The organism is Arcticibacter sp. (genome assembly GCF_053551015.1).
On the sequence record NZ_JBMQOB010000022.1, the window covers coordinates 149293 to 166578 of the forward strand.

General features: G+C 44.4%; 14 protein-coding genes. 6 read left to right on the plus strand and 8 right to left on the minus strand.

The window, feature by feature from the left end; genetic code table 11:
- From porM to ACO1NU_RS15935, 7 genes are all read right to left on the minus strand, one after another.
- On the minus strand, positions 1 to 1524 hold the full coding sequence (gene porM / locus ACO1NU_RS15905) for a type IX secretion system motor protein PorM/GldM (RefSeq protein WP_448819483.1): 1524 nt from the start codon (positions 1522 to 1524) through the stop codon (positions 1 to 3).
- Between the two features lie 37 nt (positions 1525 to 1561).
- Complete coding sequence (gene porL / locus ACO1NU_RS15910) at positions 1562 to 2377, minus strand: type IX secretion system motor protein PorL/GldL (protein WP_448819484.1); 816 nt, start codon at positions 2375 to 2377, stop codon at positions 1562 to 1564.
- A 19-nt stretch (positions 2378 to 2396) separates the two neighbouring features.
- Positions 2397 to 3713, minus strand: coding sequence for a type IX secretion system lipoprotein PorK/GldK (gene porK / locus ACO1NU_RS15915; RefSeq protein WP_448819485.1), 1317 nt, complete (start codon positions 3711 to 3713; stop codon positions 2397 to 2399).
- 163 nt (positions 3714 to 3876) lie between these two features.
- On the minus strand, positions 3877 to 4641 hold the full coding sequence (locus ACO1NU_RS15920; RefSeq protein ID WP_448819486.1) for a uroporphyrinogen-III synthase: 765 nt from the start codon (positions 4639 to 4641) through the stop codon (positions 3877 to 3879).
- Positions 4642 to 4647: 6 nt separating this feature from the next.
- Positions 4648 to 5628, minus strand: a complete 981-nt coding sequence (locus tag ACO1NU_RS15925; protein WP_448819487.1) for a DUF4271 domain-containing protein — start codon at positions 5626 to 5628, stop codon at positions 4648 to 4650.
- A 27-nt stretch (positions 5629 to 5655) separates the two neighbouring features.
- A complete protein-coding gene (locus ACO1NU_RS15930) occupies positions 5656 to 6054 on the minus strand; it encodes a hypothetical protein (protein WP_448819488.1) in 399 nt (132 codons plus the stop codon).
- A 24-nt stretch (positions 6055 to 6078) separates the two neighbouring features.
- Positions 6079 to 7134, minus strand: coding sequence for a nucleoid-associated protein (locus ACO1NU_RS15935; RefSeq protein WP_448819489.1), 1056 nt, complete (start codon positions 7132 to 7134; stop codon positions 6079 to 6081).
- Positions 7135 to 7153: 19 nt separating this feature from the next.
- On the opposite strand from ACO1NU_RS15935, the gene ACO1NU_RS15940 reads away from it, so the two are divergent.
- From ACO1NU_RS15940 to ACO1NU_RS15965, 6 genes are all read left to right on the plus strand, one after another.
- Positions 7154 to 8134: an AEC family transporter gene (locus ACO1NU_RS15940; RefSeq protein ID WP_448819490.1), complete on the plus strand. Its 981-nt coding sequence runs from the start codon at positions 7154 to 7156 to the stop codon at positions 8132 to 8134.
- Positions 8135 to 8558: 424 nt separating this feature from the next.
- Positions 8559 to 9140 carry a TetR/AcrR family transcriptional regulator gene (locus tag ACO1NU_RS15945; RefSeq protein ID WP_448819491.1) on the plus strand — a complete coding sequence of 194 codons (582 nt, stop codon included), beginning with the start codon at positions 8559 to 8561 and terminating at the stop codon, positions 9138 to 9140.
- Between the two features lie 94 nt (positions 9141 to 9234).
- Positions 9235 to 10584: a TolC family protein gene (locus tag ACO1NU_RS15950; protein ID WP_448819492.1), complete on the plus strand. Its 1350-nt coding sequence runs from the start codon at positions 9235 to 9237 to the stop codon at positions 10582 to 10584.
- A 6-nt stretch (positions 10585 to 10590) separates the two neighbouring features.
- Positions 10591 to 11721: an efflux RND transporter periplasmic adaptor subunit gene (locus ACO1NU_RS15955; RefSeq protein ID WP_448819493.1), complete on the plus strand. Its 1131-nt coding sequence runs from the start codon at positions 10591 to 10593 to the stop codon at positions 11719 to 11721.
- A gap of 26 nt (positions 11722 to 11747) precedes the next feature.
- Entirely contained in the window at positions 11748 to 14948 is a 3201-nt protein-coding gene (locus tag ACO1NU_RS15960) for an efflux RND transporter permease subunit (protein WP_448819494.1), read from the plus strand.
- 118 nt (positions 14949 to 15066) lie between these two features.
- A complete protein-coding gene (locus ACO1NU_RS15965) occupies positions 15067 to 16083 on the plus strand; it encodes a LacI family DNA-binding transcriptional regulator (RefSeq protein ID WP_448819495.1) in 1017 nt (338 codons plus the stop codon).
- Here ACO1NU_RS15965 and uxuA read toward each other — a convergent pair.
- Positions 16080 to 17267, minus strand: a complete 1188-nt coding sequence (gene uxuA, locus ACO1NU_RS15970; protein WP_448819496.1) for a mannonate dehydratase — start codon at positions 17265 to 17267, stop codon at positions 16080 to 16082. The genes ACO1NU_RS15965 and uxuA overlap by 4 nt on opposite strands.
- Positions 17268 to 17286 lie beyond the last annotated feature (19 nt).

A 17286-nucleotide genomic window follows, 5' to 3' on the forward strand; every position in this document is an offset into this window, starting at 1 on the left:
TTAATTAGCTGTTAAAGCAATTGAGTTCAAAGACCTTTGCGATCCGTCAGGACCGACTGCCATGATGTTATCGAATATTACCCTCGATCCAGGACCAATCCCAGCCAAGGCCGACCTCATCGCTGCACTCAATGTATTTCCCGATGTACTCAAAACAACCGCGTCGGCCCGGGGTTTTGCAATGATCAATGTAAAACGAGTCACATTGAACCGGGCATCGAAATCGAAATTCTCCAGCATCGCAAACACTTTGCTCTGAGACTTAATGGCGACTGAACTCGCCACACCGCCAGTCTTTCCAACAAACTTGGCAACTGGGTCGGGAATACGCTTAACGCGGAAGTCAGTGCTTCCAATAGTCTGAACCTTACCTGGCGCGATCTCTGCTGACACAGAAACTTTAGCCTGTCCCGGAGAGCTTACAGTCACTGTATACTTTCCGGCCGACCCCTTTATAGAGCCACCGTTCATCGAAACTCTCAGTTTTTCCTTAGGGATTCCGGGAGCTGATATGGATACAGGGTTTGCAACCCCGATATAGAACACGTTCATCTTATCAGGAGATACAACGGCAGATGGACGTGCGACCTGATATTTTTGTTCGGGCGTACGATATTCTTTGATTGTTCCGTCTGTCTGTTTGACTCGTACAACTCCAGACCAGGAGAACATTCCTTCGCGTGTTGTATTAACTGAATAAACTCCCTTACCATCCTTTAGCGGAAGATTTGCACCACCTACAGAAATTGAGGGGCTTGTCCGGGAGTCATATGCGGTCAGAAAGACCTCTGCCGTATAAGGCTGACCTTGGATTAAATACGAGGTTGGCGCGACAGCTACAGCTGCAAATTTATCGAGGTTTACCACAGCCTGGTCCATCTTACCTAAAATACGCTTCACAACATCAGCCTCAGCATTCTTTGCGTCAGTTTGTATTTTGGTTAAAATAGTCATGGCAGCTGTAAGAGGGGTACCTTCGCCAAAATTAATATCTTCCCATTTGCTCCGGCCTTTCGCAGGATCGTTGGCCTGCAATGACAAGCTAAGACCTGTTCGGTCCTTCTCGTCTATAAGATTGGTCAGCTTCTCCCGGGTTTCATTGATTTTCCGCTTTAACTCCTGACCTTTCTTTTGGTTGATCATAATCCCCGGGGCGATATCCAGGTTATCACGTTGTACAAGATCTCCTGTCTCTTCGTCGTAGCCTTGCCCCGCACTCACAAATTCTTTCTTTAAACTCTCAATATAAGTATTCAACTCCTCTGCAACAGCCTGGGCCTGTTTCGCGCGCTCATAAATAGGCCTGGCACGCTCAGGCTCCTCCTTGAGCTTGGTAGACTCAAATGAAGAGAATAATTGAGATACACTTGTGTTAACGTTAGATCTGGAGGTCTCTAAGCTATCATTGATATTCTTAAAAGCATTTAATATACTATCTGACACATTTAACGCGAGCATGGCGAGCAATACCAAGTACATGATATTGATCATCCTCTGTCTCGTCGTTTCTTTTCCTGCAGCCATTATCTAATGTTGAATGAATAAGTAATAAACCTGTAAATTAAACGCGAGGTTGGTTCATTGCAGTGAGCATATTTCCATAGATGGCGTTCAATGAAGCTAAGTTCTTGGCTAGCCTGCCTACTTCTTCCTTAAACTGCTTGGAGTCTTCCATAGATTCATTGAAGTTCTGCATAGTAAGAGAAACATTCTGGTAGAACTTATTCATTGACTTAAGATGCGCACTTGAATCCTGTAACTCAAGCTCATAAACAGCATTCAACGCTGAAAGATTACGTGCGAGATTATTTACCTGTTCGTGGTAAGACTTCGTATCAACATTTGTACTGCCCAGCTCCGCAAGGTTTTCAGTTGCTTTGGCAAACGCTACATTCAGTTTATCAAATCCACTACCTGCAGTTTTTAGCTTAGTGGTAAATTCGTTGGTTGCCACTGAGGCATCAGCTACTTGAGATATAGAGGCAACCTTATCTCCAAATGTTCTGAGGCCGTTACCAAGGCTTTCGATTAGTTCAGGACCCACCTTAGCATCTGCAAGCATTTTATCCAATGCGACTGAAGTAGGCGCGTTTGTTACGACCTGCTGGCGGAGAGCCCTTGCTGGTAATTCACCATTAAAGTCATCGCTTAGCTCAGGATACACCCTGGCCCACTCAGGATCTTTCGCGGGAGGGACGAAACCGGTCAGAAAGAATAGAAATGCCTCGACACCCAATCCAATCCCGATCATGTAATTACCCCATATGCCTCCTAAATGAAGGATCTTAAACAGCGCACCTAAAATTACTATACTCGCACCCCAGGATATTGCTTTGTGCAGGAATGCATCAAATCCTGCGCTCTTCTTCTCTGCCATATGATCTATATGATTTAGTTTATAATGAACTTTTATCCCTGATATCTCTGCCAGGGTAACGGGTCACGCAGCGGAACCCGATATAGGATTTTGATGTGTCCTGGTATTCATAGGTTCTGGTCGAATTCTGAAGGAAATATCCGATGTCTTTCCATGATCCCCCTCTTACAACCTTTCGCTTCATGGTTTCCGGATCACCAGCCTTCGCCTCATAGCTGAACACAGGATTCATATCGTGGACAAACGTAGATGCCGACTCATCGAATGCGGAGGATGTCCATTCCGCAACATTGCCGGCCATGTTATATAGCCCAAAATCATTCGGAAAATATGATTTCACATTAACGGTGGTAGCTCCACCGTCGTCATTGTAATTTCCACGTCCAGGCTTGAAATTAGCCATTAAACAGCCCTTCGCGTTCCTGATGTAAGGCCCGCCCCACGGATAGTCAGTTCCAACTCTTCCGCCACGTGCAGCATACTCAAACTCAGCCTCAGAAGGAAGTCCATAAGGCAAACGCGGGCTCCTCTGTCCCTGTTTTGAATTTTGATATAGTCGCGTGCGCCATACGGTGAAGGCTCTGGCTTGTCGCCACGTTACGCCCACAACCGGGTAGTTCGCATAAGAAGGGTGGGTAAAATAACCCTCTGTAAGAGGATCATTCTGTGCATAAGCGAAATCAGCAAGCCATGCAAGAGTGTCCGGGTAAACAGCTACAGTATCCCTGAAGATAAAGTCTGAGCGCCGCTTGGTACGGTCGCCACGATGATTCGCAGCATCCTGCAGGTTCACGAACGCAAAGTTGTATTTTAGGAGGCGAACATCTATCTCGTTTTGATCGAAAATTCTGTCCTCACCCTGATAATACATCCCCTGAAGTTTATTTGCGTTAGCCGGGTTTTTCTTACTTCCCCAGATAACAGATCCATCCCCTACTTTCTCCCAGTTGATATACCGCTGACCGCCAGTAGCAGCCTGCTGTCCGCCGGTCTGAATAAATAATTGAGGATCTTGGAGGTAATCGGTTATGGCAATTGAATCTCTGACCCAGTTAACGAACTGCCGGTACTCGCTGTTCGTAATTTCGGTCTCATCCATATAAAAAGCCTGTACAGTGACCTGCTTATTCTGGGCAATCTGCGAAAAAGTAATATCCTGGTCCGTCTGACCCATTACAAACGTACCTGCGGGCACATAAACCATTCCGTAAGGGGCTTGGCTTGTACTTACTTTCTTGTTCCTTACTCCCACCAATTCTCCGCCTGACCCATTGCGGCCGCAGCTAGCTGCCACTATGGAAAGCAGAGAAAAAGCAATCATGTAAACTCTTCTCATCTATGCGCTGAACCTGGGTTTAAAATATTCTGACTTCGGGGGGCTAAGATATTAAAACTCTTTACATCTCACTCGAATTTCGCGCAGATTTAACACGCTAAGCCCTTTTCTAAACAAACATAGAGAAAAAGGGTTTAAGTTTAAAAGAATTAAACAGGCTAATTTACTTATTTGCTAATTTTATGTACTGCTCTATTGCCATGGTCATACTCGGTGCTACAGGCGTTGGAGCAGGGATATCCAAGATCAAATCACGTTCCTGAATAGCCTTCTGAGTACTTGCACCAAAGGCAGCTATACGAGTATCATTTTGTACGAAATCTGGAAAGTTTTTGTACAAAGATTGTATACTTGATGGACTGAAAAAGGCAATGATATCGTAGAATACGTCTGCCAGATCAGAGAGGTCACTGCATACAGTTCTAAACAAAACTGCAGGCGTTATATCGTAACCATTTTCCTGCATAAACTTAAGAGTTTCTTCCGCGGCCACATCCGAACATGGGAAAAGAAACTTTTCAGAAGCATTTTTCTTCAGCACCTCCGCCAGATCAGACGCAGTTTGCTTTCCAAAGAAGATTTTACGCTTACGGTATTGAATATACTTTTGCAAATACAACGCGATATTTTCGGAAAGACAAAAATACTTCATATCTGCCGGCACATCAAACCGCATCTCTTCACAGATTCTAAAGAAGTGATCTGCAGCATTTCTGCTGGTGAAAACTACAGCTGTAAAGTCACCTAAATTAATCCTTTCCTTACGAAAATCCTTTGCTGGTACACCTTCTACATGAATGAATGAACGAAAGTCTATTTTAACATTGTACTTTTTCGCTAACTCAAAATAAGGCGACTTGTCTGATTCTGGTTTTGGTAAGGTTACCAAAACACTCTTAACTTTTTTCTTCCTGTCTGATAACTGCATCTTTACTTAGAACCTGAGAGCTTTAATTAACACTAATATTGGGCAGATTTCAAGGGCACAAAGATACAAAATTAAATACAGTTTAGGAAACTTATAGCTCGATAAGATGTTGGAAATCGCCCTGGTAAACTGAAAGAAAATGATGAAAGAGATGAGTAAAAATGACAGATAAATATAGTATGGAGCAAAGCGTGTAGGTGTTAAACTAAATGCAATAACAATCGGAAGGAACAGCAGTGCGGCGTTGAAATAGCTCAGATATAATATGGATATATATTCCTTGACAAGTTTCACAGAATCAAACAAAAATCCCAGGAACCTAAGCAATACTACCTTGATGGTAAATACGCCGATAACGATCATCGACAGGTGGAGGAACCATTGAAAGCCACTATAGCTATACGAGAGTTGAAAGTACTTGCCACACTGATAAAGAAACATCCCGATCGTAAAGCCAAAAAGCAAATAGAGGAATACGAAGGGCCAGGAGTTAAAGAACTTCTCCTCTTTGTTTATCTGACCCAATACCCTGTTACTGAAGAAGGCCGTTATAATAGCGGAAAGCTCATTGAAAAACATATGCCTTAAAATGGCGAACAGAATAAGTGCGGTCAGCACAAAGCCAATTACCCAAAGCTCACCCTTCTTTCTAAGCTTACCGGCGTAATACTGCTGCTCGGCTTTCTTGGACCGTGATTCCCATTCCCTGAAGTTCAGGTTAGTCACGAGATTGGCTTTGAAAAGACTATCCCGAAAGCGATTTTCACGTTTGGGATCCGGCGCCTTAATCAACACCATCGCCAGGGAATCTCCCATCCGCCTTAACGAGTCGGCGACGCGTTTCTTCTGCTGCTGTAATACCCGCCATTTGGCAATTCTCGACTGCCGGATAACAGCTGAGTCTGGCAACGAGTCAACCTGAGCGTGTACGGCCCCTGCAGACAAGCTCAATAAAAAGAACACAAGTAGACGGACGAAGAAGTTCATAGTCACAGACGCCAAAGGTAGTTATTTTCAATTCACTTTCCTTGCCGTCACCCTTACAGCATCTGCCTCCATGGTCTGAAACACCAGAATATTATCTTCAAACTTTTTTATAAGGAACTTGATATCTCTGCTTCCTTTTTCATTTAGGTTCTCCCGATATTCAATAACCGGATAAGCAATGCGATAGGTACCCTCAGACAACACCTTACCTCCCCATATCATTTCGAGCTTATTTTCGGGACTGAAGCGTATAGAAGGTTCATTCACCTCTATCTCTTCGGCTGGTGTTATAGTACCCTGATTAGGGTTTTCTACCTGAATGTACTTCCATACTCCGTACATTTCCTCACTTTTTACGGAACGCGAACATCCTGATATGGCTATCACGGCCAGCCACAAAATACACCAACTTAAAACTTTCGACATACCCTAATACATTAAATGACTTCCTTACTCCTCTTCTTTGAAATAGACTTTGTAGTAATTCATTGACCTGCCATCGTCAAAACCTTTTTCGATCAACTCCCGGTCTCCGTGAATATAAATATGAAAGTTCTTATCGAGCTTTAAAACGCTTTTAAACTTTCGCGCCTGGCTTTTCACAGCAGCTGCAGAAATATCAAATGAATCGTTGATCTCTGTATCAAACTCCTGCTCATAATTATTCTTGTAGGCTTTGAAGGACGCTATCGCATCTGGATTGACAATCACCTCATTTGAGAACTCTTCCAGATCAAAGCTCTCCTTTTCCTTGAAATACTTCATCGACTTGTTAAGCAAGTCTATTTTATCCGCCTTGGTCAATTCGAATTCTTCGTCTACCTTGTTGGTGATAAAATCTTTATAGACACCCAGCGTGGTTGACGTTTGATTATAGCTGTCATTCCGGATGTGAAGCTTCAGAAAGTCATCTTTCCAGTAAACCGCCTCGGAGCTCTTGTTCGTCTGGTCCGTTACAACTACTTTATAACCCTCAGACTTTTCCGTGTTAAATACAAGTACACCTTTGTCGAGCTTTTGAATATTAATTGCTTCTTCCTCATACTCGAGCTTAAAACCGGCCTTCTCAGGAAAAACTTTCAAATAAGTCTCTTTAGTCTCCGACTTAAAAATCCCGACAGCATCGAGGACTTCACCTTCTATCTGAACATTCGTGAAAGACGCCACATACAGCTCTCCCGATTTAATCTTAGGATGACCTGACACATCATACAGAAACTTCGCCATCATCTCAGAATTCTCATGAAACAAGTCTCTATTTTCGAAGATTTCGGTGCAGAAGTGGAACATCTCATTAAGCTCCAGATTATCGCTTGAATGTGTAAAACGATACACCTCGTTAACCTTCTCGAAAGGCTTGAGAAAGTACTGCATCAGCAAGCCACCCAGCATCTCGTCGCCGATCTCAAATGGTTTATCTGATAAGACGTAAAACTCATCCTGTACCTTGTTCCCGATCCGGTGAATAGATAATTGCTCAAGTGATGCTTCAAAAAATGTGACCATAATCAATTTGTAAAAAGGCGTGAAACATAACGAAATATTTCATCAATCGCCTACTTTTGCCCATATTTCTAAAAAGCGATTCTCTTCAAACGATATGGTCAACTTTATACTGATAGCAGGATCTCTCCTTATGGGGCTGCTATTCAACATCTTTGGGTCATTACCCAGGGATTCATACAAAGGAATTAATGCCTGGGTCTTATTTGTCGCACTCCCCGCCCTGTCGCTTAAATATATCCCGGCAATTGAATGGAGCCATCACATGATATTTCCGGCTATAGCTCCTATTATAGGTTGGGTAAGCGCATGGCTTGCAGTGACGGCATACGCATGGAAGTTTAAAATTGATAATGCAACAAAGGGTGCTCTGAAACTTTCCCTGGGACTAGCCAACACCTCCTTCCTTGGTTTTCCCCTCGTCGTCGCGTACTTCAGCGAAGAAGCACTAAGCATTGCGATAATATCCGATCAGATGACTTTTATACTTCTAACAACTGTGGGAATTATCACCGCATTGCGTGCAGCAGATGGAGAGACGGTGTCTGCGAAAGTGATTGTAAAGAAAGCTGTCAAATTTCCGCCCTTTATTGCGTTCGTATTTGCACTTATCCTGCCTAACTTATTTGACCTCAGTCCTATTAATCCACTTTTAGACCGGCTCATTGCAACTGTCGGTCCCCTTGCCCTCTTTTCCATCGGCCTTCAGCTCAAGTTCTCCGAATGGAGAAGTGAGTGGCGCAACCTGACTTTCGGACTATTATTTAAGCTTTTTGTATCTCCGGCTCTTGTGCTACTCGCTGCGATTCTTTTCAAGATCAAAGGCACCATTCCACAGGTTAGTATGTTGGAAGCGGCGATGCCTACTCTCGTAACGGGTAGCCTGCTTGCAGACGAATACAAGCTGAATCCCCAACTGGCCAATTTGATGGTCGGGCTGGGAATCTTTATTTCATTTTTGTCCACTGCATTCTGGTGGTACATCATGCAGTTATTGCTCTGACCTTAATCAAAAAAAGCAGGAACGTCTTCCTCTTCGGTCATTAGGCTCTCAATCTTTGCACCGCATTTCGGGCATTCAAAATAATCTTCCTGTATTCTCAGGTCATCATTTAAAAGTTGAATATAATTTAAAGCCGAGTTACAGCAATTACAGGTAAAAACTGTTGAGCTAACGTTTGAAATGGCGTGACTGGTTTCCATAACTGATATTTTAATACAAAACTAGGCGCAATTCAGACACAACGATCTGACGCAGATCATATTTCCTCTTGATTGATAGCATGCGCCGTGTAACAACTAGCGAAAATCACAATAAAAGTTTCCTCTCATTAGCGTTTCTGCAATAAAACCGGATAATCATTGAACTGTCATTATCGCGCAAATTCATAATAGTTTAAATTCTAACTAACTATCTTCGCGACCGAATGAACGTTCAATTAGAAAATATTAACTGTAAGAAAACGGCGATTTTCGAGAGCACGCTTGCCCTTATTAAGGTAAACGGGTTTCATGGCACTCCGATGAGTCAGATTGCCAAAAATGCAGGAGTTGCCGCTGGTACAATTTATCACTACTTCGAGAGTAAAGACGCGCTGATACAAAGCCTCTACCTTCATGTACGAGAACAGCTCAGTGCCACAGTCCCTCAACAAAGTGATGACCAACCGTACAAAGAACTCTTCCTGCAATACTGGATTGCGCAATGTGAGTTTTTCATCGAGAATGAAAATGTACTGTACTTCCTTGAACAGTACGTAACATCTCCCTACAGGCATTGTAACCCTGAAATAGAGAGCAAACTTTTCGCATCAGGAATTGTTCCTTTTTTTCAAACAGGAATCGACTCAGGTTTAATTAAAAATCTTGACTACCAACTACTTGTACCAGTAATTCATGGAAGTATCATAGCCGCCGCCAAATATCATTTGTCGGGGCATTATGAGTTCACAAGAGAACGGCTTCGCGAGACGGCTCTGGTAATCTGGGACGGCATAAAGACACAATAAATCAACAACTCTCAACCACAAACAGGAAATCATAAGCGGACGTATTCACAAGGACATCTGTTAATATGATCAATCAAGCTTAAAACAATTTTTAATGAAAACAAGAAAGCTAATATTCTCATTAGTATTTGGAATCCCGCTGATGGCTCCAGGCATCCTGTCGGCGCAAATCACTGACGCAGAACCTACCTTAAGAAACGCTACCCTCGAACAATGTATCGGGTATGCGTTAACCAACCAGCCTTATGTCAGGCAGGCATCTATTGACGAAGAAATTGGCGAACGTGACATCAAGTCGGCTTTATCCGGATGGTTTCCGCAGGTAAACGCGAATGGTAACTTCAACCACAACTTCAAACAACAAGTTAACGTACTGAATAATAACGGCGAGACATCATTCCTCACCATCGGCGCAAAAAACACATCTACGTTTTCACTACAGGCTGATCAGAAAATCCTCGACGCAGGCTTGATCCAGGCATCAAAAACCGCGAAATACTTCAGGCAGCAGTACAAGCAAAATACTGAAAATACTAAAATATCTACCGTAGTTGATGTGAGTAAAGCCTTTTATGACATCTTAACGAGTAAGGAACAACTGAATATTACCGATGAGAACATCGCTCGTCTGCAAAAGCAACTAAAAGATGCTTTTGCTCAATATGAAGGTGGCCTGGTCGACAAGACAGACTATAAACGTGCTCAAATCAGCTTAAGTAACTCTCAAGCAGACAGGAAAAGAATTTCTGAATTGCTTAAATACAAATATGCTTATCTGAAACAGCTTATTGGCTATCCAGCGACTGAAGATCTGACCATTAACGTAAACAACTCCAGCATGGAAAGTGAAATATTGCTGGATACTACACAGCAATTAAACTACCGGAACAGGATCGAATATCAGCAGCTGGAAACACAACGCGAGCTGCAACGCATTAATACCAGCTATAATAAACTGGCTTATCTGCCTACCCTCTCAGGTTTTATTAATTATAACTGGAACTACATGAACAATGACCTCGGAAACCTGTACGATAACAGCTATCCAAGCTCCGTTGGTGGATTAACCCTTAGAATTCCTGTATTCCAGGGAACAAGACGTATACAGGAGATTCGTAAAGCCCAACTTCAGGAAAGAAGACTTGACCTTGACCTGCTCGACGTCCGCAACCAAATTTACAGCCAAACTGAGGCGGCAATGGCGTCTTACAAAGCTAACCTGAACGACTGGAAGACTGCCAGACAGAATGTAAGCTTATCACAGGAGGTCTACAACACCATCAAAGTTCAGTACAACGAAGGCATCAAAACCTATCTGGAACTGATGACGGCTGAAACAGACCTACGGGCCTCTCAAATAAACTATCTCAACGCACTATACAGCCTTCTTTCAAGTAAACTAGACGTTCAACAAGCTTTAGGAACCATCACCTTTCAACAATAATCCATCATGAATAATCACTTAAAATTTGCTTCTATAGTCTTAAGCTCTGCATTGCTTACAGCTTGCGGCGGATCTGATCAAAGCAAACAAGCGCCGGCAGCACCTCCTGCGGTAACAGTTAGCACCTACACGGTATCCAAAGAACACGTTAACGGACTCGATTCCTATCCGGGAACAATCGTCCCCCTTAACGAAGTCGAGCTTAGAGCAGAAGTCAACGGATACATAACCAATATCTTTGTTAGAGACGGACAACAGGTTTCTAAAGGTCAAAAGCTTTATGAGATAGACAGAAGCAGATATCAGGCTGTCTACAATCAAGCAAATGCACAGCTCCAGATAGCGAAAGCGAACCTGGCACGAACTCAGAAGGATGCCGAGCGTTACACCCGCCTTGCCGCTCAGGATGCGATTGCCAAACAGCGCGTAGATTATGCGCAGGCTGACCTTCAGACAGCTCAGGCACAGGTTTCTGCAGCCCAGGCTACATTGTCTAACGCAGCTACAGACCTTCGTCGCTCCACAATCATCGCACCTTTCTCTGGTAAGATCGGCATTTCGATGGTAAGAAGAGGCGCCCTGGTTACCGCTGGTTCTACTCTAATAAATACCGTATCTGCACCTGATCCTATGGGTGTCGACATCAACATCAACGAGAGCGATATCGCCTACTTCTCCAAACTTCAGCAGGGTAAAGCAACTAGCTTCGATATCATCTTACCTGATAATTCTAAATATACATCAAGCGGTAAGGTTCTTGCTGTTGATCGTGCAGTGGATCCGCAAACAGGAACCATTCGTGTTCGTGCAAGCTTCCCTAATACTAACGGTAAGCTGGTGGCAGGAATGAACTGTACCGTACAGGTGGCCAATAAACAATCAGGCGAACAGATTACCGTCCCTTACCAGGCAGTGTCTGAGCAATTGGGTGAATTCACCGTGTATGTTGTCGGCGACAGCAATAAGGTTTCTCAACGTCAGGTTAAACTCGGCATTAAGGTAAGCGACAAGATTGTAATACAGGAAGGTCTTAAAGAAGGCGAAGTGATTGTTAGCACAGGAACCCAAAATCTTCGTGAAGGCGCCGTAATTCAGACAGAGGCCCCTGGCCAGCCGGCTGCCGCTCCTAAACAATAATAATATTCCCAAGTAGACAAATCTATATGATCTCAGAAGTATTCATACGGCGACCCGTCACCGCTATTGTCATCTCCGTACTGATTGTCATGATAGGTGTTATCGTTTTAACAACCCTACCAATCAGTCAGTATCCCAATATTGCTCCCCCTACTGTTACCGTAACAGGTACCTACACAGGTGCGGATGCGGAAACGGTTGAAAAAACCGTTACAACCCCTATAGAAAGCCAGATCAATGGAACGCCTGGCATGTCTTACATGTCTTCCAACAGTACCTCTGATGGCCGTTCAGCTATCACTGTTACCTTTGATGTCGGTACTGACATTGATATCGCCACCCTTGACGTTCAGAACAGGGTAGGTATCGCAGAACCGGCTCTTCCCGAAGCAGTAAGACGTCTTGGCGTAACTACCAGAAAGGCTAACACAGATATCCTGATGGTACTGGGACTATACTCTCCCAAAGGCACCCACGATATGAAATTCATGTCCAACTACGTGAACTTGTATCTGAGAGATGCGATCATGCGTGTCGAAGGTGTGGGTGACGTGCAGGCATTCGGACAACCCTTCAGTATGCGTGTATGGCTTGACGCAGGAAAACTAGCACAACTTAATTTGACTCCTGCAGAAGTATCTGCTGCTATCCAGGAACAAAATGTACGTGTTCCCGGAGGTAGTGTAGGGGGCCCGCCTCAGCAATCTTCCCAGGTATTTGAATTCCCTGTGATCCTGGATGGAGATCTTGAAACCGAAGAAGATTTCAGGAATATTGTTATAAAGACAGGTGCCGAAGGATCGATCGTTTACCTTAAAGATGTTGCACGCGTTGAGCTTGGAGAGTTTTCCTATGCAACACGTTCGATGGTAAATGGAAAAGTGGCATCCATGATGGCCGTTAGCCAGATGCCTGGTGGAAATGCTGTTCAAACCTATGAAGGCATTGAGAAGACCTTACAGGAGCTGAAAAAGTCCTTCCCAAGCGACCTCGACTACATCATCAGTTATGAAACGGTATCCGTTATCAACGTTTCCATCAACTCAGTAATACATACCCTGATTGAAGCACTGATCCTGGTAACGATTGTAGTATTCCTGTTCCTTCAGAGCTGGAGAGCTACATTAATTCCGGTACTCGCTATTCCGGTATCGATCATCGGTACATTTATCTTCTTCACCCTTTTAGGATTTTCTATCAATACGCTGACTATGCTGGCATTCGTTCTGGCAATCGGTATTGTGGTGGATGATGCGATTGTGGTGGTGGAAGCCGTGCAGCATTATATTGACCATGAAAAGCTCTCCGCAAGAGAAGCAACCCTCAGGGCCATGAATGATATTACAGCGCCGGTAATTGCAATCGCCCTCATCCTGGCAGCTGTATTTATCCCGGTTGGATTTATCCCAGGCATGGTGGGTCAGCTATATCAGCAGTTTGCCATTACCATCGCTGTATCGGTTATCATTTCCGCTTTCGTAGCATTATCCCTTACTCCGGCACTTTGTTCATTGTTACTCGTACCGATGAATTTAAATAAGGAATCGAAGGGAATAAACAAGTTCTTCTATAAGTTCAATAGCTGGTTCAACAGAGTTACAAACAAGTATTCCGAAGGTGTAAAGTGGTGTATCCGCAAAGCCCCGATGGCTATGATTATCCTGGTTTGTATCTACATCGGAACGATTGGCCTGTTCAGCAACAAATCTGCTGGTTTCATTCCGAACGAAGATGCCGGTATATTCCTGATGGGTATAACATTACCTGAAGGGGCATCTGCCTCCCGTACGGATGAATTTTTATCCAACGTAACCCAAAGGATCCAGAAAGAGATTCCCGAAGTGAAGAACATCACATCCATTGCAGGTATTAACATCCTGAACAGATCATTCAAATCGAACGCGGGAACTTTCTTCGTGCAAATGAACCATTGGGACGAACGTCACCGTACAGTTCAGGATGTACTTGGACAGATTCAGGGAATGTTTGCAGGCGCTAAAGAGGGTAGTGTCCTCGCGGTTTCTCCTCCGGCTATTCCAGGCTTGGGAACAAGTGGTGGTTTCAGTCTTCAGCTTGAAGAACAACAGGCTGGAGATATCAACCAGTTCCAGGCCGCGGTATTCAAATTCCTGGGGGCTGCGAACCAACGTCCGGAAATCGGAATGGCCTATACCTTGTTCAATGCGAATACTCCAAACTATCAGCTGACAGTAAACAGAGATCAAGCTAAAAAGATGGGAGTCTCTGTCGGTACCATATACAGCACTATTTCCAGCTATCTGGGAAGTGCCTATATCAATGACTTTACACGTTATGGAAGAAACTTCCGCGTCGTAACACAGGCGGATACAACATACCGCCAGCACATTGAGGATATCGGAAACCTGTATGTTAAGAACGCAGTTGGCAGCAATGTCCCTTTAAGCGCCCTGGTTACCTATGAGATGGTTCAAAAGCCATCCATTATCAACCACTATAACCTTTTCCGCTCTATCGAAGTAAATGGTAGTGCAGCACCGGGATATAGTAGTGGTGATGCACTCAAAGCGCTCGAAGAGGTTGCTGCACAGACACTGCCACAGGGTTATACGTATAGCTTCTCCGGCCTAAGTGCCCAGGAACAAGAGTCAGGCAATAGCACGATATATATCTTCGCGCTTTGTATAGTCTTCGTGTTCCTGTTGTTGGCAGCTCTTTATGAAAGCTGGTCTGTTCCTTTCTCGATCCTGCTATCAGTACCTTTGGGTGTGTTCGGTGCGATCCTTGCACTGACCTTCCTGCCGAAGATCGATAACAATATCTATGCACAGATTGGATTGGTTACCCTGATTGGATTGGCTGCTAAAAACGCCATCCTGATCGTAGAATTTGCCAAAGAGCGTGTCGACTGGGGTATGGAGCTGGTTGCTGCAACAATCGAGGCAGTGAAGCTCCGTCTTCGTCCCATCATCATGACCTCTCTGGCATTTATCCTCGGTATTGTTCCCCTGATGTTATCTTCAGGTGCAGGAGCAGTAGCCAGACAAACTATAGGCTGGACGGTATTTGGCGGGATGCTTGCAGCAACGCTACTAGCAATCTTCATTGTACCGGTTCTGTTTATATTGATCACACGTTTAGCCTACGGTAAAGAGAAACTGGCTGAGCTTCAGGCGAACTACAACCCTGATGCACATAAAGATACTCTGCATGCAGACGACAACGATAAAAACGACGGTAACTATTAATATTGCTTTCAAAAAAGAGCCGGCCCATACCAATGGAGCCGGCTCTTTTTTTATACCCCCGCCCCATTTGCTGCAATACTGAAGATCAGCCTTTAAATTAATATCTTCGTGTTGGATTATGGATCAGGTTAATTTAAAACGACTGGCTAAAGAACTGAACCTTGCAGTGTCAACTGTGTCCAGGGCTTTGAGCGATAGCCACGACATCAGCGAAGAGACAAAAAAAAAGGTTCTCGCTTTGGCAAGAAAATTAAACTACCAGCCCAATCCTTTTGCCAGAAGCCTCAGAAACAGAAGCAGTAAGACAATTGCTGTGATTCTCCCGGAAATAGCAAACAATTACTTCTCGGTCGCCATTAACGGGATCGAAGAGGTTGCACAGGCAAACAACTATCACGTACTCATCTATATTACCCATGAAAGTTTCCAGAAGGAAGCAGCTATAGTTAGGCTTCTGCTGAATGGCCGCGTAGATGGCATCCTGATGTCCTTATCAGGTGGTGCAAAAGATACAGATCACCTGGCAGAACTGCAGAAAAGCAATATACCCGTGGTTTTCTTCGACCGTGTATCGGATACCTTCGACACCATCCGGGTAACCACCAACAACTTCGAAAGCGGCTATCTCGCTACGACACATCTCATCAGCAGAAACTGCCAAAGAATAGCCTACCTGACGTTCTCGGGCGACCTGTCCATTGAACAGCAACGGATGAAGGGATATCTGGAGGCTGTGCAGAAGCACGGCCTTTCCACAGCTGAAGACCTGATTGTACGATGCGACACGAATGCCGAAGAAAGCTATAAAAAGATAAAGGAAATGCTTAGTCGGGACGACAGACCCGACGGAGTGTTTGCTTCAGTAGAGTCACTGGCAATATACGTGTATGAAGCATGTGCAGAGCTCCGGTTACGCATTCCTGAAGATGTTAAAATAATCGGATTTTCTAACCTGCGGACAGCATCATTGCTCAATCCCGCGCTGACCACCATTACCCAGCCTGCATTCAACATGGGCAGAGAAGCAGCACGAGTTCTCTTCGAGGTGCTTAAAAAACCTCATGTGAGGATGGAAGACAATACAATAGTTCTTCGCTCAAACTTAGTTGAGCGAAGATCTACTGCTATTACTTAAATACCTTTGTTTCGGCGGATCGCCACCTCAAGGCCTCTGAGTTCAGCAAGGCCTCTCAAACGGCCGATAGCTGAATAGCCCGGATTCGTTTTCTTCTTTAAATCGTCAAGCATTTTATGACCGTGATCTGGACGGAAAGGCATACGAACATCCTTTCTTCCTGCTGCACGGCGTTTCTCCTGCTCTTCAACCAAAGCCTTCATCACGGCATACATATCAACGTCTCCGTCAAGGTGATCTGCTTCATGGAAATTTCCTTCTGCATCGCGACGCGTACTTCTCAAATGTATAAAGTGAATCCGGTGTCCAAGCCGCTCAACCATTCCGGCAAGATCATTATCTGCTCTTACACCAAACGAACCTGTGCAATATGTCAGGCCATTGTTCGGACTGTTCACTGTTTCATAAAGTTCAACGATATCTGCTTCCGTGCTTACCACGCGAGGCAAACCGAGAATAGGGAACGGAGGATCATCGGGGTGGATGCATAAAAGCACACCTGCCTGCTCCGCAACCGGAACGATCTCCGATAAGAAGGCATACAAGTTCGTTTTTAGCTCCTTAGGTCCGATGTGATCGTAACCTGCAAGCACTTTCAAGAAATCTTCAAGAGAATACCCTTCTTCAGAACCAGGAAGACCAGCAATGATATTTTTTACCAACGTCTTCTTTTCTTCCTCCCCTATCGAGTCGAAGTATGCTTTCGCCTTTTGCTTCTGCTCGTCGTTATAAGAGGCTTCTGCACCTGGTCTCTTTAAAATATAAAGCTCGAAAGCTGCGAAAGCCGCTGCTTCAAAGCGAAGAGCTGTTGATCCATCAGGCATTTCAAAATCCAGGTTCGTACGGGTCCAATCCAGCACCGGCATGAAATTGTAGCACACGATATCAATACCGCAAGTACCCAGATTCGTCAGCGTCTGCTTATAATTATTAATGTACTGCTGATAATCGCCTGAACGTTTTTTGATATCTTCATGTACTGGTACACTTTCCACGACTGACCATGTCAGGCCTGCCGCTTCAACATCCTGCTTTCTCTTCATGATCTCTTCTGTAGACCATACCTGACCATTTGGTATATGGTGCAATGCGGTAACAATACCTGTAGCCCCTGCTTGTCTGATATCTGCGAGAGAAACCGGATCATTTGGACCGTACCATCTCCACGTTTGTTCTAGTGACATATTTTCCTTTCTAATATTG